This is a genomic window from Limnochorda pilosa (assembly GCF_001544015.1).
In the GTDB taxonomy this organism is placed as follows: domain Bacteria; phylum Bacillota; class Limnochordia; order Limnochordales; family Limnochordaceae; genus Limnochorda; species Limnochorda pilosa.
Window position 1 is genome coordinate 1,117,586 of sequence record NZ_AP014924.1, and the last position, 24,878, is coordinate 1,142,463.

Annotated in this window: 25 protein-coding genes; 9 read left to right on the plus strand and 16 right to left on the minus strand. The window is 70.6% G+C overall.

Annotated elements, in window-relative coordinates; all coding sequences use genetic code 11:
• Positions 1–167: 167 nt before the first annotated feature.
• From LIP_RS04900 to LIP_RS04950, 12 genes are all read right to left on the minus strand, one after another.
• Positions 168–1,307 carry an acyl-CoA dehydrogenase family protein gene (locus tag LIP_RS04900; protein ID WP_068135093.1) on the minus strand — a complete coding sequence of 380 codons (1,140 nt, stop codon included), beginning with the start codon at positions 1,305–1,307 and terminating at the stop codon, positions 168–170.
• 104 nt (positions 1,308–1,411) lie between these two features.
• Positions 1,412–1,834, minus strand: a complete 423-nt coding sequence (locus tag LIP_RS04905; RefSeq protein WP_082725877.1) for a cobalamin B12-binding domain-containing protein — start codon at positions 1,832–1,834, stop codon at positions 1,412–1,414.
• A 28-nt stretch (positions 1,835–1,862) separates the two neighbouring features.
• A complete protein-coding gene (locus LIP_RS04910; RefSeq protein ID WP_082725878.1) occupies positions 1,863–3,566 on the minus strand; it encodes an acyl-CoA mutase large subunit family protein in 1,704 nt (567 codons plus the stop codon).
• Positions 3,559–4,578, minus strand: a complete 1,020-nt coding sequence (gene meaB, locus LIP_RS04915) for a methylmalonyl Co-A mutase-associated GTPase MeaB (protein WP_082725879.1) — start codon at positions 4,576–4,578, stop codon at positions 3,559–3,561. Before meaB ends, LIP_RS04910 begins: the two co-directional genes overlap by 8 nt.
• Before the next feature lie 134 nt (positions 4,579–4,712).
• Complete coding sequence (locus tag LIP_RS04920) at positions 4,713–5,558, minus strand: ABC transporter ATP-binding protein (protein WP_068135096.1); 846 nt, start codon at positions 5,556–5,558, stop codon at positions 4,713–4,715.
• Between the two features lie 98 nt (positions 5,559–5,656).
• Positions 5,657–6,856, minus strand: coding sequence for an ABC transporter substrate-binding protein (locus tag LIP_RS04925; protein WP_068135099.1), 1,200 nt, complete (start codon positions 6,854–6,856; stop codon positions 5,657–5,659).
• A 108-nt stretch (positions 6,857–6,964) separates the two neighbouring features.
• Positions 6,965–8,014: a branched-chain amino acid ABC transporter permease gene (locus tag LIP_RS04930; RefSeq protein WP_198409729.1), complete on the minus strand. Its 1,050-nt coding sequence runs from the start codon at positions 8,012–8,014 to the stop codon at positions 6,965–6,967.
• Positions 8,015–8,056: 42 nt separating this feature from the next.
• The gene (locus LIP_RS04935; RefSeq protein WP_068135104.1) at positions 8,057–8,944 is read right to left on the minus strand and encodes a branched-chain amino acid ABC transporter permease; all 888 of its coding nucleotides are present in this window, start codon (positions 8,942–8,944) and stop codon (positions 8,057–8,059) included.
• Positions 8,916–10,856 (minus strand): AMP-binding protein, encoded by a 1,941-nt coding sequence (locus LIP_RS04940; RefSeq protein ID WP_068141555.1) that lies wholly within the window; start codon positions 10,854–10,856, stop codon positions 8,916–8,918. Before LIP_RS04940 ends, LIP_RS04935 begins: the two co-directional genes overlap by 29 nt.
• 23 nt (positions 10,857–10,879) lie before the next feature.
• Positions 10,880–11,671, minus strand: a complete 792-nt coding sequence (locus LIP_RS04945) for an ABC transporter ATP-binding protein (protein WP_068135106.1) — start codon at positions 11,669–11,671, stop codon at positions 10,880–10,882.
• A 39-nt stretch (positions 11,672–11,710) separates the two neighbouring features.
• The gene (locus LIP_RS20430; RefSeq protein WP_407936398.1) at positions 11,711–11,905 is read right to left on the minus strand and encodes a DUF4058 family protein; all 195 of its coding nucleotides are present in this window, start codon (positions 11,903–11,905) and stop codon (positions 11,711–11,713) included.
• 6 nt (positions 11,906–11,911) lie between these two features.
• Positions 11,912–12,898, minus strand: a complete 987-nt coding sequence (locus LIP_RS04950) for a 2-hydroxyacid dehydrogenase (RefSeq protein ID WP_068135110.1) — start codon at positions 12,896–12,898, stop codon at positions 11,912–11,914.
• A gap of 252 nt (positions 12,899–13,150) precedes the next feature.
• Here LIP_RS04950 and LIP_RS04955 point away from each other — a divergent pair, with 252 nt between their 5' ends.
• Together LIP_RS04955 and LIP_RS04960 are read left to right on the plus strand one after the other, a co-directional pair.
• Positions 13,151–14,428: a threonine/serine exporter family protein gene (locus LIP_RS04955; RefSeq protein ID WP_068135113.1), complete on the plus strand. Its 1,278-nt coding sequence runs from the start codon at positions 13,151–13,153 to the stop codon at positions 14,426–14,428.
• Positions 14,429–14,481: 53 nt separating this feature from the next.
• The gene (locus tag LIP_RS04960) at positions 14,482–15,318 is read left to right on the plus strand and encodes an alpha/beta fold hydrolase (protein WP_068135115.1); all 837 of its coding nucleotides are present in this window, start codon (positions 14,482–14,484) and stop codon (positions 15,316–15,318) included.
• 29 nt (positions 15,319–15,347) lie between these two features.
• Here the strand turns inward: LIP_RS04960 and LIP_RS04965 are convergent, their stop codons facing one another.
• The 3 genes from LIP_RS04965 to LIP_RS04975 all read right to left on the minus strand — a co-directional run bounded on the left by LIP_RS04965 (position 15,348) and on the right by LIP_RS04975 (position 18,499).
• Positions 15,348–16,031 (minus strand): hypothetical protein, encoded by a 684-nt coding sequence (locus LIP_RS04965; protein WP_068135118.1) that lies wholly within the window; start codon positions 16,029–16,031, stop codon positions 15,348–15,350.
• Between the two features lie 204 nt (positions 16,032–16,235).
• On the minus strand, positions 16,236–16,871 hold the full coding sequence (locus tag LIP_RS04970; RefSeq protein WP_068135121.1) for an RNA polymerase sigma factor: 636 nt from the start codon (positions 16,869–16,871) through the stop codon (positions 16,236–16,238).
• 143 nt (positions 16,872–17,014) lie between these two features.
• On the minus strand, positions 17,015–18,499 hold the full coding sequence (locus LIP_RS04975) for an aldehyde dehydrogenase family protein (protein WP_068141558.1): 1,485 nt from the start codon (positions 18,497–18,499) through the stop codon (positions 17,015–17,017).
• Between the two features lie 224 nt (positions 18,500–18,723).
• Between LIP_RS04975 and cutA the strand changes: the two genes are divergently transcribed.
• The 4 genes from cutA (at position 18,724) to LIP_RS04995 (ending at position 21,181) form a co-directional block, all read left to right on the plus strand.
• Complete coding sequence (cutA, locus tag LIP_RS04980) at positions 18,724–19,098, plus strand: divalent-cation tolerance protein CutA (protein WP_198409732.1); 375 nt, start codon at positions 18,724–18,726, stop codon at positions 19,096–19,098.
• The gene (locus LIP_RS04985; RefSeq protein ID WP_068135125.1) at positions 19,098–19,850 is read left to right on the plus strand and encodes a lipoate--protein ligase family protein; all 753 of its coding nucleotides are present in this window, start codon (positions 19,098–19,100) and stop codon (positions 19,848–19,850) included. Before cutA ends, LIP_RS04985 begins: the two co-directional genes overlap by 1 nt.
• Positions 19,851–19,891: 41 nt before the next feature.
• Positions 19,892–20,272 carry a hypothetical protein gene (locus LIP_RS04990; RefSeq protein ID WP_144440338.1) on the plus strand — a complete coding sequence of 127 codons (381 nt, stop codon included), beginning with the start codon at positions 19,892–19,894 and terminating at the stop codon, positions 20,270–20,272.
• 165 nt (positions 20,273–20,437) lie between these two features.
• Positions 20,438–21,181 carry a ZIP family metal transporter gene (locus tag LIP_RS04995; protein WP_144440339.1) on the plus strand — a complete coding sequence of 248 codons (744 nt, stop codon included), beginning with the start codon at positions 20,438–20,440 and terminating at the stop codon, positions 21,179–21,181.
• Here the strand turns inward: LIP_RS04995 and rnhB are convergent.
• Positions 21,139–21,888 carry a ribonuclease HII gene (rnhB, locus tag LIP_RS05000; RefSeq protein WP_068135136.1) on the minus strand — a complete coding sequence of 250 codons (750 nt, stop codon included), beginning with the start codon at positions 21,886–21,888 and terminating at the stop codon, positions 21,139–21,141. The genes LIP_RS04995 and rnhB overlap by 43 nt on opposite strands.
• 148 nt (positions 21,889–22,036) lie before the next feature.
• On the opposite strand from rnhB, the gene LIP_RS05005 reads away from it, so the two are divergent.
• From LIP_RS05005 to LIP_RS05015, 3 genes are all read left to right on the plus strand, one after another.
• On the plus strand, positions 22,037–22,891 hold the full coding sequence (locus LIP_RS05005; protein WP_068135139.1) for a DegV family protein: 855 nt from the start codon (positions 22,037–22,039) through the stop codon (positions 22,889–22,891).
• A 68-nt stretch (positions 22,892–22,959) separates the two neighbouring features.
• Positions 22,960–23,445 carry a DinB family protein gene (locus LIP_RS05010; protein WP_068135142.1) on the plus strand — a complete coding sequence of 162 codons (486 nt, stop codon included), beginning with the start codon at positions 22,960–22,962 and terminating at the stop codon, positions 23,443–23,445.
• Positions 23,446–23,601: 156 nt separating this feature from the next.
• The gene (locus LIP_RS05015; protein WP_068135144.1) at positions 23,602–24,798 is read left to right on the plus strand and encodes an NAD(P)/FAD-dependent oxidoreductase; all 1,197 of its coding nucleotides are present in this window, start codon (positions 23,602–23,604) and stop codon (positions 24,796–24,798) included.
• The last annotated feature ends 80 nt before the right edge of the window (positions 24,799–24,878 follow it).

Here is a 24,878-nt window from a genome sequence, read left to right on the forward strand (position 1 = left end):
AGCGATTCGCCGGAAGAGCGGCGAGGCCTCGCATTCCCGCTCCGCGAAGTTCCGGACTCGGCGGGCCACAGCCGCGAGGTCGTCCTTGGAGGGCATCAGAGGTTCATTCTCCCGTTCCGCGAGTAGAGCAGCCAGGAAGAGGGCGTCGTGCCACGCTGGCCGGCGATCTACGCCCCGATTTCCCGGGCAAGGACCAAGCGCAGGATCTCGGAGGTGCCCTCGCCGATCTCCATCAGGCGCACGTCGCGCCAGTAGCGTTCGACGGGGACGTCCCGCATGTAGCCGGCGCCGCCGTGGATCTGGATGGCCTGGTTGGCGGCCCGGGTCGCCGCCTCGGAGGCGAAGAGCTTGGCCATGGCCGCCTCCTGGCGGTAGGGGCGCTTCTGGTCCTTGAGCCAGGCCGCGCGGAGGTAGGCGGTGCGGGCCAGCTCCAGCTCCATGGCCATGTCGGCCAGCTTGAACCGGATCGCCTCGAACTGGCCGATGGGCTTCCCAAAGGCGACCCGCTCCCTGGCGTAGGCGAGGGAGCGGTCCAGCGCGGCTTGGCCGATGCCCACGGAGAGGGCGGCGATCCCGATGCGGCCACCGTCCAGGATCTGCAGGGACTGCTCGTACCCGCGGCCTTCCTCGCCCACGATGCCGTCGAGGCCAAGGCGGACGCCGTCCAGGAAGAGGGGGGCGGTATCCGAACCGTGGAGGCCCAGCTTCTCGTACTGGGGGCCCACGCTGAAGCCTGGGGTGCCGGCGGGTACCAGGAAGGCGGTGACGCCGCCCTTGCCGCCGCCGGGCCGGGTGGCCGCCATGACCACCGCCGCCCCGGCATTCTGGGCGTTGGTGATGTAAGCCTTGGATCCGTTCAACACCCAGCCGTCGTCCTCTCGCTCGGCCCGGGTCTGGGGGTGGGCGGCATCGGAGCCGCTGCCGGGCTCGGTGAGGCCGAAGGCGATCAGCGTCTTGCCCTGGGCGGCGGGCGTCAGCCAGAGGTCCTTCTGGGCGGGGCTTCCGAAGAGGTTCAGGTACCCCGCACCCAGGGAGCAGTGGGCCGCGTAGGTGAGGGCCACGGCTCCGTCCGCCCAAGCCAGCTCCTCGATGGTGAGGGCGTAGCTCGTGGTGTCACCGCCCGAGCCGCCGTACGCCTCGGGAAAGGGGATACCGAAGAGGCCGAGCTCGGCCATCCGGTCCAGCAGGGGCTGATGGAAGCGGGCGGTACGGTCGTACTCGGCCGCCTGGGGTGCCAACTCCTCCCGGGCGAAGCTCCGCACCATGTCGCGGATCGCCTTCTGGTCCTGCGTCAGGTCGAAGTCCACCTTCCCAGACCCCCTTCGCAAGGTGACGTGCCGAACGCAACGCGCTGGTCTTCTGCCCCGCGTGGGGTGCGGGCGGGCGCCGCCGGCGCTGGCCCCAACCGTACCTAGCCCCGGGCGTAGCTGGCCGGCGACGCCTCCACCCGCTGCCGGATCCAGCGGACCATCTCCTCCATGGACTGGCCGGGGGTGAAGACCTCCTCCACCACGCCCTCGCGCTTGAGGGCGGAGACGTCCTCGGCCGGGATGGTCCCGCCGGCGACGAGCACGATGTCTTCTGCTTCCTGGCGTCGGAGCTCCTCCCGGATGAGGGGAAGGAGGGTCATGTGCGCCCCCGAGAGGATGCTGATGCCGATCACGTCCGCATCCTCCTGGATGGCCATCTGCACCACGGACTCGGGCGTCTGGAAGAGCCCGGAGTAGATCACCTCCATGCCCGCGTCCCGGAGACCCCGGGCGATCACCTTCGCCCCCCGGTCGTGCCCGTCCATCCCCACCTTCGCGATGAGCACCCGGATCTTCTCGGACACCGTTCCTCCCCCTCGTCCCCCGGCAGGTTCAGACCACCGCCGCCTCCCGGTACTCGCCGTAGACCTCGCGCAGGGCGTCGGCGATCTCGCCCTCGGTCGCGTAGACCCGCACCGCGTCCATCAGGTAGGGCATCAGGTTCTCGTCCCGCTCCGCGGCCCGGCGCAGGCGGGCGAGCTCCCGCCGGACGGCCTCGCCGTCGCGCCGGGAGCGGAGCCGCCGCACCCGCTCAGCCTGCTCCCGCTCCAGGTCCGGCCGGATGCGGAAGATCTCCACGGGCTTCTCTTCCTCCTGCTGGAAGGCGTTGACGCCCACGATGAGCCGCCGGCCCTGCTCCACCTCCTGCTGGTAGCGGTAGGCGGCGTCGGCGATCTCTCTCTGGAAGAAGCCGTCGCGGATCCCCGCGACGACCCCGCCCGTCTCCTCGATCTTGGCGAAGTAGGCCTCGGCCTCGGCCTCAAGGCGGTCGGTGAGGGCCTCCACCAGGTAGGAGCCGCCCAGCGGATCCACCGAGTTCGCCACACCCGTCTCATGGGCCAGCACCTGCTGGGTGCGCAGCGCCAGGGTGACCGCGTGCTCGGTGGGCAGGCAGAGCACCTCGTCCATGGAGTTGGTGTGGAGCGACTGGGTGCCGCCCAGCACCGCCGCGAGCGCCTCGTAGGCGGTCCGGATCAGGTTCACCTCGGGCTGCTGGGCGGTGAGGGAGCAGCCGGCCGTCTGGGTGTGGAAGCGGAGCCGCCAGGAGCGGGGGTCCCTGGCGCCGTAGCGCTTCCGCATGTGCCGGGCCCAGATCCGCCGGGCGGCCCGGTACTTGGCGATCTCCTCGAAGAAGTCCATGTGGGCGTTGAAGAAGAAGGAGAGGCGGGATGCGAACGCGTCCACGTCGAGCCCCCGGGCCAGGCAGGCCTCCACGTAGTGGAAACCGTCGGCCAGGGTGAAGGCCAGCTCCTGAGCGGCGGTGGAGCCCGCCTCCCGGATGTGGTACCCGCTGATGGAGACGGGGTTCCACTGGGGCACCCGCTCGGCACCGAACTCGATGGTGTCCACCACCAGCTTCACGCTGGGCTCGGGCGGGAAGATCCACTCCTTCTGGGCGATGTACTCCTTGAGGATGTCGTTCTGGATGGTGCCCCGGAGCTTTTCCAGCGGCACGCCCTGCTTCTCGGCGGTGACCAGGTACATGGCCCAGAGGATGGCCGCCGGGCCGTTGATGGTCATCGACGTGGAGACCTCGCCTAGGGGGATGCCGTCGAAGAGGGTCTCCATGTCCTCCAGGGAGTCGATGGCCACGCCCTCGCGACCCACCTCGCCCAGGGAGCGGGGGTGGTCCGAGTCGTACCCCAGGAGGGTGGGCATGTCGAAGGCGGTCGAGAGGCCCGTCTGACCGTTCCTCAGCAGGTACTTGAAGCGGGCGTTGGTCTCCGCGGCGGTGCCGAAGCCCGCGAACTGGCGCATGGTCCAGAGGCGACCCCGGTACAGGTTGGGGTGGATCCCCCGGGTGTAGGGGTACTCGCCGGGGAAGCCCAGCTTCTCCAGGTAGTCCGGCCCGGGATCGTCGGGGACGTAGAGGGGTTCCACCGGGTCGCCCGAGATGGTGGTGAAGAGGGCGTCCCGCTCCTGGCTCCGGGCCAGGACGTCCCGGTACCGGGCGAGCGCCTCCTGAAACGCCTGCCGGGCGGCCTCCACCTCCGAGGGACCGCGCCCCGGCGCATCCGTGTGAAGGGCGTCAGCCATCGTTGCCTCGCCTCCCGTTGCCGTGGGGGGGATTGTCGAGGAAAAGGTCCACCAGCCGCCGGGCCGCCAGGGTGGGTGCCTCCTCGCGCCGGCTGATGCGATCCAGCGTTGCCTCCCGCTGCGGGCCCTCGGCCAGGAACCGCTGGAGACGCTCGTGCACCTCCAGGCCCAGGAGCGTGTCGAGCTCGTGCTGGAGCTGGCGGCGCCGCCGCTCTTCCCGGAGACCTGCGCCCTCGAGGAAGCGGCGGTGGCCCAGGATCCCCTCCCACACGGCGTCGATGCCCTCACCTTCGGTGCTGACGACCGGGAGCACCGGCGGCGTCCAGTCCGTCTTCGGGCCGAGCTGCAGGGTGGCCCGCACCTCGGCCTGGGCCCGGTCGGCGCCGGGCAGGTCCGCCTTGTTGACCACGAAAAGGTCCGCGATCTCCATGACGCCGGCCTTGATGGTCTGGATCGAGTCGCCCGACGCGGGAGTCAGCACCAGGAGCGTCGTGTCGGCCACCTGGGCGATCGCCCACTCGGACTGGCCCACGCCCACCGTCTCCACCAGGATCAGCCCGTACCCCGCCGCGTCCAGGACCTGCATGACCTCCCACGTGGTGCGGGCCAGCCCGCCGAGGCTGCCCCGGGCGCTCATGCTGCGGATGAAGACGTCGGGGTCCAGGGTGTGGTCCAGCATGCGCACCCGGTCCCCCAGGAAGGCGCCCCCCGTGAAGGGGCTGGTGGGGTCCACCGCGACGACCCCAACCCGCAAACCTTCGCGGCGGGCCTGAAAGACCATTTGGTTGATGAGCGAGCTCTTCCCGGAGCCGGGGGCGCCGGTGACGCCCACGGTGTATGCTCGCCCCGCATGAGGGTAGAGGCGGGCAAGAAGGTCGCCCTTGAGCGGGTGATCGTCCTCCACGTACGAGATGGCGCGCGCCAGGGCACGCCTGTCCCCGGCCAAGAGCTGGTCGCTCAGGGCCGCGGCATCTGACGGCAGATGCCGCACGCCCCGTTCCGTCGCTTCCATCGAGAGGCCCCCAGTGGCCCGTCGCGTGCGAACCGCGAGCAACGGTTTCAAGCAAACCGTGCGCGCTTTGGTACCACAAGTCGTGTTTTAGTATAATCCGACGCAAGGATCGTAGATCCCTTCTTGCTGACCGGTCACATGTACCGCTTCCGCCGCCGGTAGGCCTTCGCCTCGCGGTAGCTCTTCCGCCGGCCGCTCTCGGTGAGGCCCAGGTAGAACTCCTTCACGTCAGGGTTTTCCCGCAGCCAGGCCGATTCGCCCTCGAGGACGATGCGTCCGTTCTCCATGATGTAGCCGTAGTGGGCCGTCCGCAGCGCCATCCGGGCGTTCTGCTCCACGAGCAGGATGGTGGTGCCCTCCTCCCGGTTGATCCGCTCCACGATCCCGAAGATCTCCTGCACCAGGAGGGGTGCCAGGCCCAGGGACGGCTCGTCCAGGAGGAGGAGGGTGGGGTGGAGCATGAGGGCCCGGCCGATGGCCAGCATCTGCTGCTCGCCGCCCGAGGCGTAGCCGGCGAGACGCCCCCTCAGCTCGGACAGGCGGGGGAAGTAGTGGTAGACCCGATCCAGGTCCTCCCGAACGACGGCGCCCCGGGAGCGCCGGGCGAAGAGACCCACCCGCAGGTTCTCCTCGACGGTGAGGTGCTTGAAGATGCGCCGGCCCTCCAGCACCTGCACCACGCCGCGCCGGACGATCTCCTCCGCCGGGGTGCTCTCGATGCGCCGGCCCTGCAGCTCGACGGAGCCCTTCCGCACCGCGCCGTCCTCGGTGAGGAGCAGGCCCGAGACGGCCTTCAGAGTGGTGGTCTTGCCCGCCCCATTGGTGCCCAGAAGCGTCACGATCCGCCCCTGCGGTACCCGGAGCGAGACGCCCTTCAGGACCAGGATGACGTCGTGGTAGACCACCTCGATGTTGTTCACCACCAGCACGTCTTCTGCGGACGGGCTGGCGGGCACGATGGCGGGTTCCGGTGTGGCCATGGTCCATCCCTCCTGGGCTTGCCCCATGCTCGCGGGCTCGTTGCCCGTGCCCGGGCGCCGCACCACCGGCGCCCGGGCAGGCGAGAGGCGCGTTCAGCCTAGTGCGCCGGCGCGAACTCGCCGATGAAGTCCAGCCGGTTGGTCCGGGCGTTGAGGCGGTAAAGGAGGACCTGGTCGGCTCCCGCATGCCGCTCGGGCGTGAAGGTCACCGGCAGGGCGAGGCCCTGGGGGTCGAAGGCCCTCAGCGTCTCGAGCCCCGCCTTCACGCCTGCCCCGTCCAGGGTGGGCGCACGCTTCAGCGCTTCGATGAGCACCATGGCCGTGGCGGCTCCCTGAGCGTAGTGGGGCGGGCGCACCTGCTCCTCGGGGCTGAAACGGTCGTTCATCTGCTTCAACCGCGCGTTGCCGGGCACGTCCTCATACCAGGTGCGTGACGCGGAGGTGGTGATGAAGCCGTCCGCATTGGCGCCGGCCAGGTGGAGGAGCTCCTCGCCGCCGGCGTAGTGGATCCCAAGGAAGGTGGCCCGCAGGCCGTTCCGGCGGGCGTCCCGCAGGAAGACCGAGAGGGGCGAGGCCACGTTCTGGAAGAGGACGTACTCCGCCCGGTTGCGACGCAGGTCCAGGACCTGGCTGGTGGCGTCGAGGATGTCGGCGGCCATCTCCTGGGAGGCGACCACCTGCATCTGCCTCGCCTCGGCATAGGCCTTGCCGGCGGCCAGAGGCGAGCGGCCGTAGGGCGACGGGTGGACGTTGAAGGCCACGCGCGGCGGGCTGGATCCTTGGTGGAGCTGCTCCACGTAATCCAGGAGCACCTGCATGTGGTCGTCGTAGGTCATACTGAGGAAGAAGTCGTACTCGCCCGGTTCATCCAGCAGACCCTTGTGGAAGGACGCCGACAGGGTGGGGACGCGGGCCTTGTTGACCTCCTCCTTGATGGCCAGGTTAGGCCCCGTGCCCCAGGTGATGAGCCCCACCAGGTTCTGTTGGGAGCTGAACTGGCGGAAGGTGGAGAGGGTGAGCTGGGGATTGTACTGGTCGTCGGACCAGACGAGCTTCACCCGCACGGGCCCGAAGCGGTCGGTCTGGACGATGCCGCCTTGCTCCGCTTCCAGCCAGCGGAAGAAGTGGAGCGCCCCGTCGGCGTAGTGGCGGCCCGCGTCGCTGGTGGGGCCGGTCCACGTCCCGATGAGCCCGAAGGTGACCTCGGGTGTCTGCTGGGCGGTGGCCGGGCCGGGAACCGCCACGGCCGAGAGCAGAAGGAGCAGCCAGCTTGCGAGTGCCCTGATTCGAACCACCATCGTTCCCTCCGTTCTGTGTCTGTGTGCACGTGAAGCCTTCGCGGCCAAGCCCGCGTGGGGTCGACGTGGCCTGCGGGAAGGCACCGGAGCCCCTCCGGGCAGGCGGGTTCAGTACCGGAACGGCCACAGGTTGAAGTAGCTCTTGATCACCCGCCACCGGTCCGCCAGCCCCTGCGGCTCGAAGACGAGGAAGCCCACCACCACCAGGCCGAAGACCGCGTAGCGGAGCCCGATGAAAAGGTTCGAAACGCCGGGCATCGCCTGGGAGAGGAGGTCGGCCCCCACCCGCAGCCCCTCGGGCAGGAGGGTGATGAAGACCGCGCCCAGGATCGAGCCGATGACGCTCCCCATGCCTCCCACGATGATCATGGCTAGGTACTCGATGGAGAGGGTCAGGGTGAACCGCTCGGCCGACACCACCCCCGACAGGTATGCCCACAACCCCCCGGCCACGCCCACGTAGAAGGAGCTGATCGAGAAGGCCAGCAGCTTGTAGAGGAAGACGTCCACACCCATGGCCGCCGCCGCCCGGTCGTTGTCGCGGATTGCGGCGAAGGCCCTGCCGAAGCGGCTCCGGAGCAGGTTGAGGGCCGCGAAGACGAAGACGGCGGTAACGGCCAGCACCAGATAGTAGAAGGCCCGATCGGAGCCCAGGCTTAGGCCGAAGAGGGTGGGATCGCCCACGCGTAGGTACGAGGTCCCGCCGCCCCCCGAATCGTACAGGTTGAACCCAAACTGCAGGATCACCTGGGCCGCCAGGGTGGCCAGGGCCAGGTAGAGGCCCTTCACCCGCAGGGAAGGGATGCCGAAGACCGCGCCCACCGCGGCGGTAGCGGTCCCTGCCAGCGGGAGCGCCAGCCAGAAGGGAAGGCCCTGACCCGCGAGGATGCCGGTGACGTACGCCCCCACGCCCATGAAGGCCCCGTGGCCCAGGGAGATCTGCCCCGTGTTGCCCGTGAGGAGGTTCAACCCCAGGGTGCCGATGACGAAGATGCCCACCAGGGTCGCCAGGTAGACCAGGTAGTCGCTCCGCAGCAGGGGCACCAGGCTCAGGAGCAGGAGGAGCCCCGCGACGAAGAGGCGCCCCGTGGCGTTGGGGAAGACGGTGAGATCGTCCTGGTAGCGCACCTTGTAGTTGCCGCAGGCCGTGAGCTGCACCTCGATCCCCCCGCCTGGGCCCGGCGCCGTTCCGCGCCAGGGCTAGACCCGCTCGATCTCCACCGTGCCGAAGAGCCCGTAGGGTTTCACCATCAGGATGAGGACCAGGACGACGAACGGGACCACCTGCTGCACCCCCACCCCCAACAGTGGGCTCAGGTAGCCGGCGCTCAGGTTCTCCAGGATGCCGATGAGGAGACCTCCCACCACGGCCCCGGGCACGCTGTCCAGCCCGCCCACGATGGCGGCAGGGAAGACCAGGATGCCGATGGCGCTCAGCCCCTCGGTGCTCAGGCTGGTGATGCTGCCCACCACGATGCCGGCGGCCACCGCCGCCACCAGGGCGATCGCCCAGCTGATGCCGAAGATCCGCCGCACGCTGACCCCCAGGGAGAGGGCCGCCTGCTGGTCGTCGGCCACAGCCCGCATGGAGATGCCGAGCGTGCTCCGGCTGAAGAAGAGGTTGAAGACCACCAGGAAGAGAGCCGAGGCGGCCAGCGCCGCCAGGTGGAGGGTGGAGAGGTAGACGCCGCCCACCACGATGGGCTCGTCGGGCAGGAAGGGCGGGAAGACGAAGTAGCCCGCGCCCCAACCCAGGTACATGAGCCCCTTCAGGATGCTGGAAAGCCCGATGGTCACCATGATGACCGCGATGATCTCCTTGCCGATCAGCGGCCGCAGCACCGCTCGCTCCACCCCGAGCCCCATCAGGAAGAAGACGGCCAGGGTGGCCAGCACGGCAAGGCCGAAGGGGAGGCGGAGCGTGTCGCTGAAGGCCAGGGCCACGAAGGCGCCCAGGGCCAGGAAGTCGCCGTGGGCGAAGTTGATCACCCGGCTCGCCTTGTAGATCAGCACGAAGCCGAGAGCTGCCAGGGCGTAGATCGAGCCCACCACCACGCCGTTAACCACGAGCTGCAGCAGGAAGTCCAGGGCTGGTCACCTCCAGGGCTTCGTCGCCCACGGTCCAGATGGGGACGGCCAGCTCCATCTCGGCGGTGCGGCCGTCCTGGTAGGTGTAGGCCACCCGCACGTCCACCTGGCTGCTGCCGTCGTAGAGGGCGTGAAAGAGGGTGCGATACCGCTCACCGATCAGGCCCCGGCGCACCTTCCCGGTGCGGGTGAGCTCCTCGTCGTCCGCGTCCAGGAGCTTGTAAAGCAGGGCGAAGCGGCGGATCCGGTGCTCGGGCTTGAGGGTGGCGTTCGCCCGCTCCACCTCCTCCCGGATGAGCCGGGCGACGGGCTCCTTCTGGGAGAGGTCGAGGTAGGTGGTGTAGGTGAGCTTCCGGTCCTCGGCCCACTTGCCCACGGTGGCCGGGTCGATGTTGACGAGCGCGGCGATGTAGGGGAGCTCGTTGCCGAAGACCACCGCCTCCCGGATGAAGTGGCTGAACTTGAGCTTGTTCTCGATGAACTGGGGGCTGAAGACCGCGCCGGATGCGGTGCGCATCACGTCCCGCAGGCGGTCGATGATCACCAGGTGCCCCCGCTCGTCGAGGTAACCCGCGTCGCCCGAGTGGAGCCACCCGCCCTCCAGCAGCTCCCGGCTCTCCTCCTCCCGGCCGTGGTAGCCCCGGCAGACCGAGTCCGCCCGCACCAGCACCTCGCCCTCGTCGCTGATCCGCACCTCGGCTCCGGGGTAGGGGATGCCCACGGTGTCGAAGGCGACGTCGTCGTCCCGGTGGAAGCAGAAGATGCCGGCGGCCTCGGTCTGGCCGTAGCCCTGCTTCAGGTTGACGCCGAGCGCGTGAAAGAAGCGGAAGACGTCGGGGCCCAGGGCGGCCCCGGCCGTGTAGGCCTTGCGGAGCCGCAGGAAGCCCAGCCGGTCCTGCACCAGGCGGTACAGGGTCAGGCGGAAGAAGCGGTGGGCAAGCCAGAGGTACCAGGGGAGCGGCCTCTTCTGGAACCGGTGGTCCGCCGCCCGCTCGCCCACCCGCATCCCCACAGCGAAGAACCAGTGCTTGAGGCGGGTGCTGTCCTCCACCTTCACCCGGATCTGGCGGACGTACGCCTCCCACACCCGGGGCGGGCTGAAGATCAGGTGGGGGCCGATCTCCCGCCGGTCGTGGTCCACCGTCTCCACCTCCTCGGGGCAGTTGACGGTGAAGCCCGCCACAAGTCCGGTGGAGACGGCCATCATCTGCTCGCCGATCCAGGCCAGGGGGAGGAAGGAGAGGTAGTCGTCGGTGGGGCGGAAGCCCTCGATGGCCGTGAAGTGGTACCCCATGCTCACCAAGTTCCGGTGGGTGAGCATCACCGGCTTCGGGAGGTCGGTGGTGCCGCTGGAGAAGCAGAAGACGGCCACGTCGCCGGGGTCGCCCTTCCGGCGCAGGTCGTCGAAGAGGCCCGGCTGGGCGGCGTCCTCCTTCCGGCCAAGGTCCAGGAGCTCCTCGAAGCTCAGGAGCCAGGGGTCCGAGCGGTAGGCCCGCAGGCCCCGCGGGTCCTCGAAGATCACGCGGCGGACGGCCGGGATCTCGCGCCGCACCTCCAGCAGCTTGTCGACCTGCTCCTGGTCCTCGGCCACCGCGTAAACCGCGTCGGAGGCCTGGATGCTGTATGCGACCTCGCGCGGCACGCTGGAGGAGTAGACGCCCACCACCACGCCGCCCACGGCCTGGACGCCCAGCTCGGTGTAGAACCACTCGGGGATGTTGTCGGCCAGCACGGCTACCTTTTCGCCGGGCTGGAGGCCCAGGGCCCGGAACCCCATGCCGGCGGCGCGGCTCAGCGCCTCGAAGCGGCCCCAGCTCACCTCCTGCCAGACGCCGAACTCCTTCTCCCGCAGGGCCGGGCGCCGGTCGCCCCACTCCCGGGCCCGGAGGGCCTGGATCTGGGGAAGGGTCATCTGGAGGAGCCGGGGATCGGGGGTCACGGGGCCACCGCCTCCTCGCCCAGGTAGGCCTCCACCACGTGGGCATCCGCGGCCACCTCGGCGGCGGACCCCGCGGCGATGAGCCGTCCGAAGTTGAGGACGAAGACCCGCTGGCTCAGGTCCATGACCACGGCCAGGTCGTGCTCGATGAGCAGCACCGAGATGCCCCACTCGGCGTTGGCGTCCAGGATGAAACGGGCCATGTCCTCCTTCTCCTCAACGGTCATGCCCGCCATGGGCTCGTCCAGGAGGAGGAGCCGGGGCTCGAGGGCCAAGGCCCGGGCCATCTCCACCCGCTTCTGCACCCCGTAGGGGAGCGAGGCGACGGGCTGGTGCCGGTACGGCTCGAGCTCCATGAAGTCGATCACGTCCTCCACCCGGCGCCGGGCGGTCACCTCATCTCTCTGCGCCCTGCCGTAGTAGCCGAGCGCCTGGAGGAGGGAGTAGCCCAGGTGTCGGTGGCGGCCCAGGGTGAGGTTCTCCAGCACGCTCAGGCGCCCGAAGAGCTCCACGTTCTGAAAAGCCCGGCCCACACCCAGGGTGGCGATGCGGTGAGGCGGCCAGCGGGTGACGTCGTCTCCCTGGAAGACGATGCGGCCCCGCTGGGGGTGGTAGAAGCCTGAGATGCAGTTGACGAGGCTCGTTTTCCCGGCGCCGTTGGGGCCGATGAGGGAGACGATCTCGCCGGGGCTCACCTCCAGGCTGACATCCTGGAGGGCGTGGATCCCGCCGAAGGAGAGGGTGACCGAGTGGACGGCCAGGAAGGTCGCGCGCGGCTCCGCCTGCATCGATGACCGTGGCCCCTGAGACGTGAAGAGTTGTTGGTGTTATAGTAGCGTGCTAATTATGGAGGTGTCAAGCAATGGCAGGTGCTGCCAGGACGCCGGCCGGGGCGGGAGGCGGGGTGCCAGCTCGTCCCGCGATGCCACGATCGGGCTCGAGTGGACGTCGGGCCAGAGCGCCGGGTGTTCGAGGTGCGGCTCCATTCCCGGGAAGGGCGAGGCATGAGGAGCCTCCTTCAGTCAGCGTCAGCCTGCCAGCACTTCGGGATTGACCGCGTTGGCTGGCCGCCGGCCCTGGAGGAACTCCCGCACGTTCTCCGCGGCCATGACGCACATGCGCGTGCGGGTCTCGAGGGTGGCGCTGCCCAGGTGCGGGGCGAGGGCCACCCGCTCGGTGAGCTCCAGGAGGCCGGGATGGACCTGTGGCTCCTCCTCGAAGACGTCGAGCCCGGCCCCCGCGATCTCGCCGGAGCGAAGGGCGTTCACGAGGGCGGCCTCGTCCACCAGCGGGCCCCGGGCGGTGTTCACCAGAATGGCCGTGGGCTTCATCCGCCGGAAGGCGTCAGCGGTGAAGACGTGCCGGGTCTCGGGCGTGGCGGGCGCGTGGATCGAGACGAAATCCGACTCGGACAGGAGCCGCTCGAAGGGGACCCGCTCTGCCTGGAGCTCTTGCTCGAGCCCCGCAGGCGCGGCGGACCGGTTGGTGTAGAGGATGCGCATGCCGAAGCCGTGGTGGGCCCGGCGGGCCATCGCGGCGCCGATGCGCCCCATGCCGAAGATCCCCAGGGTCCGCCCGTAGAGGTCCACGCCCATCTGCTCCTGCATCAGCGTCCAGCCGTGCCAGCGACCCTCGCGCACGAAGCGGTCCGCCTCAGGGATCCGCCGGGCGGCGGCCAGCATCAGGGCGAAGGCCATGTCGGCCGTGGCTTCCGTGAGCACGTCGGGCGTGTTGGTGACCACGACCCCGTGCCGGGTGGCCGCGGAGAGGTCGATGTTGTCGTAGCCCACGGCCACGTTGGCCACGATCCGCAGCTCCGGGAGGGCCTGGAAGACGTCCTCGGCTATCCTGTCCGTCACCAGGGTGATGAGCGCCTCGACCCCCCGGGCCTGCTCGATCAGATCGGCCGTAGGGAGTGGGTTCTCGTCGGGGCGCATCTGGTGGGGGATGCCCGCCTGTTCCAGGATGCGGACACCTTCTGGATAGATCCTCTGCGTGATGAAGACGCGGCTCAAACCTCGATCCCTCCGTGGGCGCCCCGCGGAGGCGCAGGTGCACCCGCCGCAGGTGGCGCGATCGGTTCCCGTTTCCATCATTCCTCGGCCGGGTGAGGATCCCCTCCTGCGCCTGGACGGGCGCTTCCGCTCGCATCCGGGCGCCGGCGGCCCTGGTGCCGTGGACGTCGAGCTTCCTCCGGCGAGAGCGGTGGGCTACAATGGGTGCGGCCCGACGGTGCGAGGACGGCAGGGGATCGAGGAGGCGGTGGCGTGCCCGACGAGAGAGGCCAGGATCCCGGACCCATCTTCCCGGAGCGGCGCGAGGAGCGGCCGCCGGCAGCCCGCGCCCTGCTGCTGGTAGCCCGCACCGGGCAGATGATGCTCGAGGCGGGCGCCGAGGTCTCCCGGGTGGAGGAGACCATGGAGAGGATGATGGCCGCCCTGGGGTACCCTGGATGTCAGAGCTTCGTGACGCCCACGGGCCTCTTCCTCTCCGCGGGGGCGGCGGCGGGGGCGGAGACCATACTCCGGCGCGTCCGCCGCCGCGACGTGAACCTGGCCCGCATCGGCGCCCTGAACGCGCTGGCCCGGGAGCTGGAGGCGAGGCCGGGTGCTGCCGGCCTGGAGGTGCTGGAGCAGAAGATCGAGTCCCTGCGGGCCCAAGCGAGCGTGAGCCTCCCCCTGGCGGTACTGGCGGGCGCTGTGGCCGCGGCTGCCGCAACCGTACTGGTGGGGGGCACCACCCTGGACCTGATCCCCGCCTTCCTGGCCAACGTGGTGGTGCAGCTCCTCCTGCGCCTCATCGGACGAACCGTCTTTCCCGAGTTCTTTCACTACTTCGCGGCTGGAACCACGTCGGTGATCATGGCGCAGCTGCTGCGGGTGTGGTGGCCGGAACTCCACTCGGGGCTGGTCGTCGCCGGGGGCATCATGACGCTGGTTCCGGGTGTGGCCTTCACCGCGTCCATCCAGGACGCCATGTACGGCGAGCTGGTGTCGGCCACGGCCCGGGGCCTGGAGGCGGTGATGAAGGCTGCGGGCCTCGCGCTGGGGGCCACCGCAGGGCTCTTCCTGGCCCGGGGCTTCGTGCCGATTCAGGTTTCCACGGTGGGCTGGGTGCCGCTGGTTACCTCGGCGGGGTTCGCGGTGATCCTGTCGCTGGGTTCTGCGGTGGGGTTCCAGGTGGACGCCCGGGCCTGGCTCCCGGCCGCCATGGCGGGCGGTGTCACCTGGTGGAGCTACGTGTTCATCCTGGAGCGCAGCGAGCGGTTCGGGCTGGCCGTCTTCAGCTCTGCGGCGGTGCTGGGCCTGGTGGCCTACCTCTTCGCCCGGGCCTTCCGGCTTCCCACCACCAGCTTCGTGGTGCCGGGCTTCATCCCGCTGGTGCCCGGCGTCACCGTCTACCGCGCCATCCTGGGTGTGGTGCAGGGGGATACGGTGGGTTCCTTCCGCCTCTTCTACGACGCCCTTCTCGCGGCGGGTGCCATCGCGGCCGGCATCGCCCTCAGCACCGCCATCGTACGGAGCTTCCGGAGGCCGCTGGCGTGACAGCAGGGCTGCCAGCGGATCGCACCGAAGGGGACCTCGCGAGGTGAGGGGGCATGCGGGCCACCGCCGGTGGCGTGACGCTGCACTACACCGAGGTCGGGGAAGGGGTGCCGGTCCTGGCGCCCCACGGCGCGCCGGGGCTCCTGGACCACACGTACCTTCGGCAGGCACTGGAGCCACTGGGGCTGCCGATCCACTGGGTGCTCTGGGACCACCGGGGCAGCGGGCGGTCCGAGGAGGGGCTCCTGGAAGCCATCAGCCACCGGCAGCTGGTGGACGACATGGAATCGCTGCGGGAGAGCCTCAATCTGGGCCAGCCGGTCCTCTTCGGGCACTCCTACGGCGGCTTCTTCGCCCTGGAGCACGCCCTCCGCTGCCCGGGCCGCGCCTCGGCCCTGATCCTCTGCAACACGGCCCCCAGCTACCGCTTCTTCGACGAGTATCTGGCCAACGTGAGGCGCCACGTGCCCCAGGACGCATGGAGCCGCCTGACGGACGCCGCGCTCGAGGGTCCCCAACCGGCGCTGGCCGGCGAGCTCGCCCGGGTCTTCGGGGCGCTCCTCTTCGCCCGGACGGACGTGGAGCGGGCCCGCCGTCTGGTGGAGGGGTCGCTGCCGCACCCGGCCGTCTCCCGCCGCCTCGCCCGAGAGACCATGAGGCAGTACGACCTGGAGCCCCGGTTGCACGAGGTGCGCTGCCCCACCCTGGTTCTGGGGGGCCGCCACGACCGGGTCTGCGCGCCCCGCTTCGCCGAGGTGATGGCGGCCGCCATCCCGGGGGCGAAGCTGGTCCTCTTCGAGGGGAGCGGCCACATGCCCATGGTGGAGGAGCCGGACCGGTTCGCCCACGCGGTGCGAGCCTTTCTGGACGAGCACAGGCTGCTGGACTGAAGGAGCCCAAGCTACCAGGGTCCGGGAGCCTACCAGGTTTCCCGGGGCGCCGGCCACGGATCGTCCACCTGGGTCCAGAGCATGGGCGAGCCCTGGCCGGTACCCAGGCGGACGGCCTGCACGGGAATGGGCTCAGGGAGCTCAAGGACCGCCAGGCCCCGATCCCCGGTGAAGGTGAGCCGCCCGCCGTCGATGACCTGGTCGCCGGCCTGCAGCCACAGGTGGTAGCCCTGGTCCGGTGCGTCCGGTGGCCAACCCCGGCTGGCCACCATGACGTAGAACGAACCGTCGGAGACCCGACAGAAGGCCACCTTGCCCGCCGGATCCGACCCGGCGCCCTCGAGGGCGAAGACCCGGGGTGCCACGTACTCCGGCGCGAAGAGGACCTCCTGCAGCGCCTCCAGCTGGGCGACAAGGGCGTCCTCGGAATGCGACCCGCCGGGCTTCCATGTTTCGAGCACAAGACGGCCGTTGGCGGCCAGGCTGGCCAGCAGGAGCAGGATGGCGGCGGCCCGCCAGCGGCCCCAGCGGGCGAAGAGGCCGCGGCGTCGGGGTGCGTCGCCTGGGGGGCGCTCGGCGGCGCCGGGCCCGCGGTGGTCCTGAGGGCCGCCGCGCCGCCCCGCAGGTACCCGTCGGACGAGGAAAGGCCGGCGTGGCGGACCTGCCCGGCCGGGGTGGCAGGGCCAGCCGGGGTGCCGCCACCTTCGGCGCACAGCGCTTCCATCACCCGCACCTTCAGGTCCGGGGGCGGTGCGGTGGCCTCCTCCAGCACGAGCCCGCCCAGGCTCTCGCGGGAATGACGTAGGAAGCCCCGGCAGGATGGACAGCGGTCCACGTGGGCCAGGAGGGCGGCGGTGGGCTGGAAGTCGGGATCGTCCAGCGCCAGGAGGGCCAGATCATCCCGGTAGCGCTGGCACTCAAGCTCCATCCCGCCCACCCCCTTCCCAGAAGACGCGGTTCAGTCGTTCGAGGCCGAGTCGGATGCGGCTCTTCACCGTACCCAGGGGGAGGTCCAGCATCTGCGCGATCTCCCTGTGGCTGAGCCCCCGCAGGTACGAGAGGTGGAGGATGTCCCGGTAGACGGGGCTCAACCGGTCCAGCGAACGGTGGACCGCCTCCCGCAGGAGACGGCGCTCCACCACCTCGGCGGGCTGGAGCTGCGCGTCGTCCTGCGGCTCGGGGACCCCGTCCAGGTGTACCTCCCATCGCCGTCGCCTCCGCAACAGGTCCTGGGTGCGGTGGCGGGCGATGCCGAAGAGCCAGACCCGGCCGCTGCCCCGCTCACGCCGGAAGTCCACCGCCGATCGCCAAACGGAGAGGAAGGTGTTTTGGACAATCTCCTCGGCCAGGGAGGGATCGCCCGTCTGGCGGAGCGCATGGCCGTAGACGGCGGGGGCGTAGCGGTCGTAGACGCGCTCGAACGCACCCTCGTCGCCTCGGGCCACGGCTTCCAGGAGCGCCTCGTCGCTGGGCGGATCGTCACCGGCCCAGACCGTCGTGCGTTCGGCCGCCGGGTCGCCGGGCAGACCCTGGCAGCCATCCCGCGGCTTCACGCGTCCACCGCCTGCCTCCGGCCCCGCACCCCTCGGGTCCCGACACCCCTTTGCCGCACCTCACCTCTATCTGCGCCGGCCGGCGGAAGATGGATCACCCGCCGGCCGGCCATCCTTCAACGCATGCTGTGGGACGGATCGATCTACGAGACGGGGTCGATCTGGGCGCGCTGGAGCTTGCCGGAGAAGTCGACGTAGATGGCCTTCCACTCGGTGTAGACCTCGAGGGCGGCGATCCCGGCCTCCCGGTGGCCGTTGCCCGTGCCCCGCACCCCGCCGAAGGGGAGCTGAATCTCGGCGCCGATGGTGCCGGCGTTGACGTAGCAGATGCCGCTGGAAAGATCCCGCATGGCTCGGAAGGCCTTGTTCACGTCCCGGGTGTAGAGGGCGCTGGAGAGACCGTAGGGCACGCGGTTGTTCACCTGCACCGCCTCTTCCAGGCTGTCCACCGTGATCACCGAGAGGACGGGGCCGAAGATCTCCTCCTGGGCAAGGCGCATGTCGGGCCGGACGCCGTCGAAGATGGTGGGGCGGAAGAAATGGCCTCTGGCCAGGTCGCCCTCGGCCGCGGGCTCACCGCCCACCACCAGGCGGGCGCCCTCCTCCTTGCCGATGCGGACGTACTCGCCCACCTTCTCCACCGCCGCCCGGTTGATCAGGGGTCCCACGTCGGTGGAAGGATCCAGCCCGTCCCCGAGCCGGAGGGCCTGCACCCGGGCGACGAGCTTCTCCAGGAGCTGACCGTGCACGGGCCGCTCCACGATCACCCGGCTGCAGGCGGTGCAACGCTGGCCCGTGGTGCCGAAGGCGCTCCAGACGATACCCTGCACGGCCAGGTCCAGGTCCGCATCGGCCAGGACGGTGATGGCGTTCTTGCCGCCCAGCTCCAGGTGGACCCGTTTCAGCTTGGGGGCGGCCACCTCCTGGACGTGCCGGCCCATCTCCAGGGAGCCGGTGAAGGAGATGAGGTCTACGTCCGGGTGGTTGAGGAGCGCCTCGCCCACCTCGGAGCCGGGGCCCGTCACCAGGTTGAGCACCCCGGGGGGCAGCCCCGCCTCCTCCAGGATCCGCACCAGCTCGTAGGCCAGGATGGGGGTTTCGCTGGCGGGCTTGAAGATCGCGGTGTTGCCGGCCACCAGGGCGGGCATGAGCTTCCAGGTGGGGATCGCCATGGGGAAGTTCCAGGGGGTGATGGCGGCCACGACCCCCACCGGATCCCGCACGGACATGGCCCACTTGTCGGGATGCTCGGCCGGCACCGTCTGGCCCGCGAGGCGCCGGCCCTCGCCCGCCATGAAGTAGGTCATGTCGATGCCTTCCTGGACGTCGCCCCGGGCCTCGGCCAGGACCTTGCCCATCTCCCGGGTCATCATCCGGGCCAGCTCTTCCTTCCTCTCCACCATCATCTGGGCCGCCCGGAAGAGGATCTCGGCCCGCCGGGGCGCGGGGTAGAGGCGCCAGCGGTCGAAGGCCCGCCGGGCTGCGGCCACCGCCTCCTCCGCCTCCCGGGCACCGCCCTTCACCACCTGGCCCAGGACCTCACCGGTGGCGGGGTTGCGGTCCTCCGTGCGGGCGCCGCTGGCCGCCTCCACCCAGCGGCCGTCGATGTAGTTGCGGTAGACGTCCAAGCCCTTCCCCTCCCCGTATCTGTAAAGTCGGAACGCCGGGCCTGCCCGCCGTGGGCGCCGGGTCTGCCGGTCCAGCACCGGCACGGCACGCTCCATCTCATTCTTCTGGAAGGGCGGCGGGACTTCCTGTGGCGCCTCCGGGTCTGGCTGGATCAGACCCCTTGCGCTAGAATGGCAGCACGCCGGACGGTGGTGCCCGGCGAGGAGAGGGAGGGTGGATCGCCGTGCAGGAGGAACCCGTCGGGCACGTGGTGAGCGGAGAGACCCCGTCGCTCGAAGCGGCCCAGGTGGTCCTGGTGTACGTGACCGCGCCCACGCCGGACGAGGGCGAACGCATGGCCCAGAGGCTGGTGGAGGAACGCCTGGCGGCGTGCGTGAACGTGGTCGGGGGCGTCGCTTCCTTCTACTGGTGGGAAGGGCTGGTGCAGCGGGAAGGCGAGGTCCTGCTGCTGGTGAAGACCCGCGCGGCCGTCCTGGAGCGCCTGGTGGCGCGGGTACGTGAGCTCTCCAGCTACGAGGTTCCGGCCAGCTCGGCCCTGCCCGTGGTAGGCGGGAACCCGGAGTACCTGCGCTGGGTGGTGCGGGAGGTCCGCGCCTAGTGGTCCGGACGGCGACCCCCGAGCCTGCCCCGCAGTGGACCGCTTGGATCGACGGCTCGTCCGGCGCGCCCGAGGAGAAACTGGCCCTTGAGGAGGCCCTTCTCCAGCGGGTGGCGGCGGGCCGCCTGGGCGCGGTGGCGCGGGTCTGGCTCAACGGACCCAGCCTGGTGCTGGGGCGCTTCGAGGCCAGGAGGCTCCAACGGCGCGGCGGGCTGCCGGCCGACTTTCAGGGCGCGCCGGTCCTGGTGCGCGCTTCAGGCGGCAGCGCGGTGCCCCATGGGCCGGACGAGCTGAACGTCACCCTCTGCTACCCTGTACCGCACGTTCCGGCGGCGCCCGAGCCGGGGTACCGGTTGCTCTTGAAGGGCCTGCAGCAGGCCCTTCGACGGGCGTACGGGGTGGAGGCAGGGGAAGGCGCGGTACCGGGCAGCTTCTGTGACGGCCGGTTCAACCTGGTGGTGGAGGGCCGGAAGCTGGCTGGGACGGCCCAGGCCCAGCGCCGGGGGGCCGTGCTGGTCCACGCGACGCTGATGGTTTCCGGCCGGGGCGTGGACCGGCTACGGCAGGTGGCCGCCTTCTACGAGGCCGCTGGTGATCCGGGCTCGTGGAACCCCGAGAGCGTGGCCAGCGTCTCGGAAGTCCTGGGCAGGGCGGTGACCCCTCAGGATCTGATGGTACCTGTGCTGGACGCTCTCATCGGTGGAGAGACCGGGGTCGCGGCAGGTGCCGCGAGGCTCGGCGGCGAACTATGAGCCCAACGCGCTGAGAGCGACGCGGTAGGGGGAGAGGTTGCATGGCCGAAGCTGTCTGCCCGCGCTGTGGGAAGCCCGCGAACCGTTGCCTGTGCGACGTGCTGTTGGTGGCCCGGAACCTGGGGGCGGCCATCTACCGTGTGGAGCCCGAGAACATCCTGGTGGTGATCGTCCCGCTCGAGAAGGCGGTTGTCCGGGATGGGGCACCGCCGGGCTTTCCGCGCCTGGTGACCTACTGCGTCGATGCCGTGGTGGAGGGTGCGGCCGTCTTCGACGAGCCGGCGGACGCATCGACCGTGGACGACGAGCTTCTGTACCGGATGGGCCCGTCCGAGGACAGGGGCCGGGTGGCGGGGGTCATCGCCGAGCTCCTGGCAGGCGAGGAGCCTCCTGAGGCCCGTCCGGCCAGGGCGGGGAGCTAAGGACCTCCCGTCGCCGGCCGCCTTTCGGCCACGACCGGAGCACGATGCCCAGGTCACGCCGGACCTCGAGCCCAGGGGTGGAAAGGACGAGCGTCTATCCACACGCACTGGTTGGCCCTGCTGCTCGTGGCGCTCTCAAGCCTGGCTACGCTGGCGGGTAGCCTGGTGGCCGTGCGCGTGGCACCCTTGAGACCGGATCGCATGGCCCATCTCCTCGCAGGCGTGGCCGGCTTCCTCTTGGCGGCCGCCTTCCTGGATCTGATCCCCCACGTGGCCGAGGAGGCCGGGGCCCGGTGGCTCCCCTTCGTCTTCGTGGGGTACCTGCTGGTCTACGCCGCGGAAAGCCTCTTCCCGGCCCACCTGCACCCCGATGAGCACGCCGAACACCGGCCCGCGGGGAACGCCGCCCGGAAGGCCCGGGGCGGACGGGGATCCCGGGGGGGTCTTCCATCCGGCGGACCTGCCGCCTTTTTCGCTGCGCTGGGCGGCCTCTCGGTGCACGCCTTCTTCGACGGCGTCGCCTTGATGGGAAGCTTCGCCGCCGGGCTCTCCAGCGGGGTGCTGGTGCTTCTGGCCGTCACCTTCCACAAGTTTCCGGTTGGCTTCAGCCTCGGCGCCCTGGGCAGGGGCGGGGCCCGGAGCGGTTCGCTCGCGGGCTGGTCCGGAGGGGTGCTGGCCCTGGCGACCCTGATAGGGGCGCTCACGGTGCTCCTGCTGGGAAACCTGGCCGCCGGCGCCGAGCCCGGTCTGCTACCCCTGGCCGCAGGGGCCCTCATCTACATCGGCGCGACGGACATGATCCCCGCCAGCCACGGCGAGACCGGGCGGGCCCAGGGGGTCTACTCCCTCCTGGGAGCCATCGCCTTCTACCTCTCGCTGCTCCTGGTGCGCTCGGCAGGATTGGGCTGACCGCCGAAGAGCCGTCCCTGGTCGAGCGCGGCGGCGATCTCGCGGGCGGTGCTCCAGCGGCTCCGCACCACCGGCGGGAAGCATCCCTCCCGCCGGTACCACTCCTCCAGGAAACGTTTCACCCGGGGTTCTCCCGGATAGCCCCAGCCCACGTCACCATAGGCTTCCCGCAGGGCGTCCAGCTCCCGGTCGCGGGTCACCTTGGCCAGGATGCTGGCCGCCCCCACGATGGGGTAAGTCTGGTCCGCCCGGTTCTCGCCCACGAGAGGAAGAGGCCTGCCCACCCGATGCTCCAGCGCCTCCAGGAAGCGGGCGATCCCCCGGGGTGGGGCGGGCACGTCGAGGAAAATGCGGTCGGCGGGCCGCTCCCCGATGAGGGCGGCGAAGGCCTCCAGCTCCAGGCGGGTGAGGGTGTCGTCCTGGATCCGCTCGGGCGGCACCAGCACCACGCGGCTGTGGAACGCCACCGCCTCGATGCGGGCCAGCACCGCGGCCCGCTGCTCCCGGGGCACCTGCTTGGAATCCCTCGCGCCCAGGGCTGCGAGTTCCTCCGCCCGCCCGGCGGGAACCCAGACCGCGGCCACGGCCATGGGGCCGATCACCGAGCCCCGACCCGCCTCGTCCAGACCGAGCCACGTTTCCAGACCGCTCATCCCCCAGGTGCGTCCATCAACCCGCTCAAAACGCTCTGCCACCTGCTTCGCCAACGGGGGGCCGGCTCCTGGGCTTCGGGGCCGGAGGGGCGCCGCGCGTGCGCGTCGCCGCCGCGGGCTTGCCGGTGGCACGGTGCGTGGCGAGGCGCCCCACTGAACCCGGTGGCTTCCCGCTCGTATCCCCCGGCAGGAGGTGAGGCTCGTGCGGCTCGGGATCGCGGCCGACACCACGGCGGCCTTTCCGCAGGAGGTGCTGGAGGCCAACGGCATCACGCTGGCGCCGGTGGGGTTGGTCATCGACGGAGAAGTCTACCGGGACCGGTTGGACCTGACGGCGGAGGCCTTCTACGAGATGCGGCCCCACCTGAAAGAGCTGCCCACCACCACGGGGGTCAGCCCGGGCGACTACCTGCGGGCCATGGAGGATCACCTACCCGGGGTGGACGGGGTGCTCGTGCTCAGCCCGGCCCGCAAGCTGAGCGTGACCTACACCTCGGCCGTGCAGGCGGCGGAAGCCTTCAGCGAACGACACCCGGAGGTGCCCGTGGCCGTGATCGATACGGAAACGGCCGCAGGGGGTGAGGCGGTCCTGGCCCTGGAGGCCGCCCGGTACGGGCGCGAGGCGGAGAGCCTGGAACAGGTGGCGGAGCACGTGCGGCGCCTGGTGCCCAGGGCGCGCACCTACATGGTCCTGAGCACCCTGAAGTACCTGGTGCACATCGGAAGGGCGGGCAAGGCCGCCGCCCTCGCCGCGAGCGCGCTGCAGGTGAAGCCGGTGCTCCGCCTGGGCCAGGAGTTCGAGCCGGCGGCCAGGCCCATGGGATGGCGGCAGGGCCTGGACGAGCTGGTCCGGCGGGTGGAGATCGAGGCCCCGGGGAAGGGAAGACTCTACGTCGCGGTCAACCACGTCCGGGCCCCCGAGCGGGCGGACTCCCTCATCGCCGAGATCCGCCAGCGGTTCGATCCGGACACCGTCCTCAGCACCGACCTGAGTCCCGTCCTGGGCTACGTCCTGGGGGACGGCTCCATCAGCCTCGGTTTCCTGCGGGTGGAGTAGGAGTGGCGCCCAGGCCGCCGAAACCACTCTCTGCCATTGACCGAATCGTTGTATGGAGGTGGACGGCGGTGGAGGGAGTCGTTCTGATCCGGAACGGCCTGGACGCATCCCGCTCGACGCTCCTCAGGATCCTGCGCGGCGGGGCGACCGACGGGGCCATCCCAGAGGTCCCGCGCGACCCGTTGCGCTGGCGCCCCGCCCCCGGTTCCCACAGCGTGGGCGAGCTGCTCTGGCACGTCGCCGACGTGGAGGACAAGTGGGTGACCGAAAGGGTCCTCGGCCAAAGCTACCGGCCCCGCTACCAGACCCGCCCCTTCGACCCCGAGGCGGTGCTGCCGCCCTGGACGGACCTGATCCGCTACCTGGAAGAAAGCCGCGCCCAGACCCTGGACGCGCTGGAGAAGATGGGCGAGCCCGCCCTCAACCGACCCGTCGAGTTCCTCCGGCGGACCACCACCCTGGGCCAGGTCTACACCACCTTGATCCACCACGAGGGCTACCACACCGGCCAGATCGCCCACATCCTGGGGCTCATCCGGCGGGCGGGGTGGTGAGCTCCGCCCGGTGCCCGAGCAGACGCCGTTCCTGGCGCGGTGGGGTGGGCTGGCGTGGGGTGCGGAGCCTTGCGGGTGAGGGTCGCGCGATCTCTGAGAACCACACCGCCCCGCACGGCGCACAGTATGAGAGGCATCCCCAGGGAGGCGAACGGCATGGCGACGGAGACCCGTTCGTTTCGGCACGTGGTGGTGGGGGGAGGCTTCGCCGGCGAGCACGCCGTCCGGGGCATCCGGAAGCTGGACCCCGAGGGTTCCATCGCCCTCTTCAGCCTGGAGCCGCACCCGCCCTACCAGCGCCCGCCCCTCTCCAAGGGCCTCTGGCTGGGAGGGTCGGAAGAGAAGCTCCCCCTCCGCAAGGAAGGGTACGGAGAGGTGGGTGTGGAGCTCTTCCTGGGTACCGAGGTGGCCCATCTGGACCGGGCGGCGCACACGGTCACCGACGTGTCCGGGCGCGTCTTCCGTTACGAGAAGCTCCTCCTGGCCACGGGCGGCCGGGTGAAGCAGCTTCCCTTCGGCGAGGATCGGATCCTCTACTACCGCACCCTCGACGACTACCACGCGCTGCGGCGTCGCACCGAGGCCGGCGAGCGGTTCGTGATCATCGGGGGCGGCTTCATCGGGGCGGAGCTGGCGGCCGCGCTCGCCCAGAACGGGAAGCAGGTACGGATGGTCTTTCCCGAGGCAGCGGTGCTGGAGCGGGTGCTGCCCGGCGATCTGGCCCGTTGGGTGACGGGCTATTACCGGGAGAAGGGCGTCGAGGTGCTGGCCGGAGACGCGCCCGTGGCCGTGGAGCCGGTTGGCGGGAGCTCCGCGACCGGGCGGTCCCGGGTGCGGTTGAAGAGCGGCACCAGCCTGGAGGCGGACGGGGTGGTGGCCGGCATCGGCATCCGCCCCGACACCCGCCTGGCCGAGGAGGCGGGGCTCCGGGTGGACGACGGCATCGTGGTGGACGGCTTCCTCCGCACCGAGGACCCCGACGTCTTCGCGGCGGGCGACGTGGCCCGCTTCCCCTACGCTGCCCTGGGCCGCCTGGCGCGGGTGGAGCACGAGGAGAACGCCATCCGCCAGGGCGAGACGGCCGGCGTGAACATGGCTGGCGGATCCGAGCGGTACGACCTCTCGCCCATGTTCTACTCGGACCTTTTCGACCTGGGCTTCGAGGCCGTGGGCGACCTGAGCTCCCGCCACCGCACCGAGGCCCTCTGGAAGGAGCCTTACCGCGAGGGCATCGTCCACTACCTGGAGGGCGACCGGGTCGTGGGGATCCTGCTCTGGAACGCATGGGGCCGGCTGGACGAGGCCCGGGAGGTGCTGGGCAGCATCCGGAGGCTCTCGCTGGACGGGGCGTGAACGCGCCCGGAAGGGGGAAGCCGTGGTGAGCGCAAAGAGGAAGCCCGCAGGAAAGGACGGCCGAGCCACGACCTCAAGGA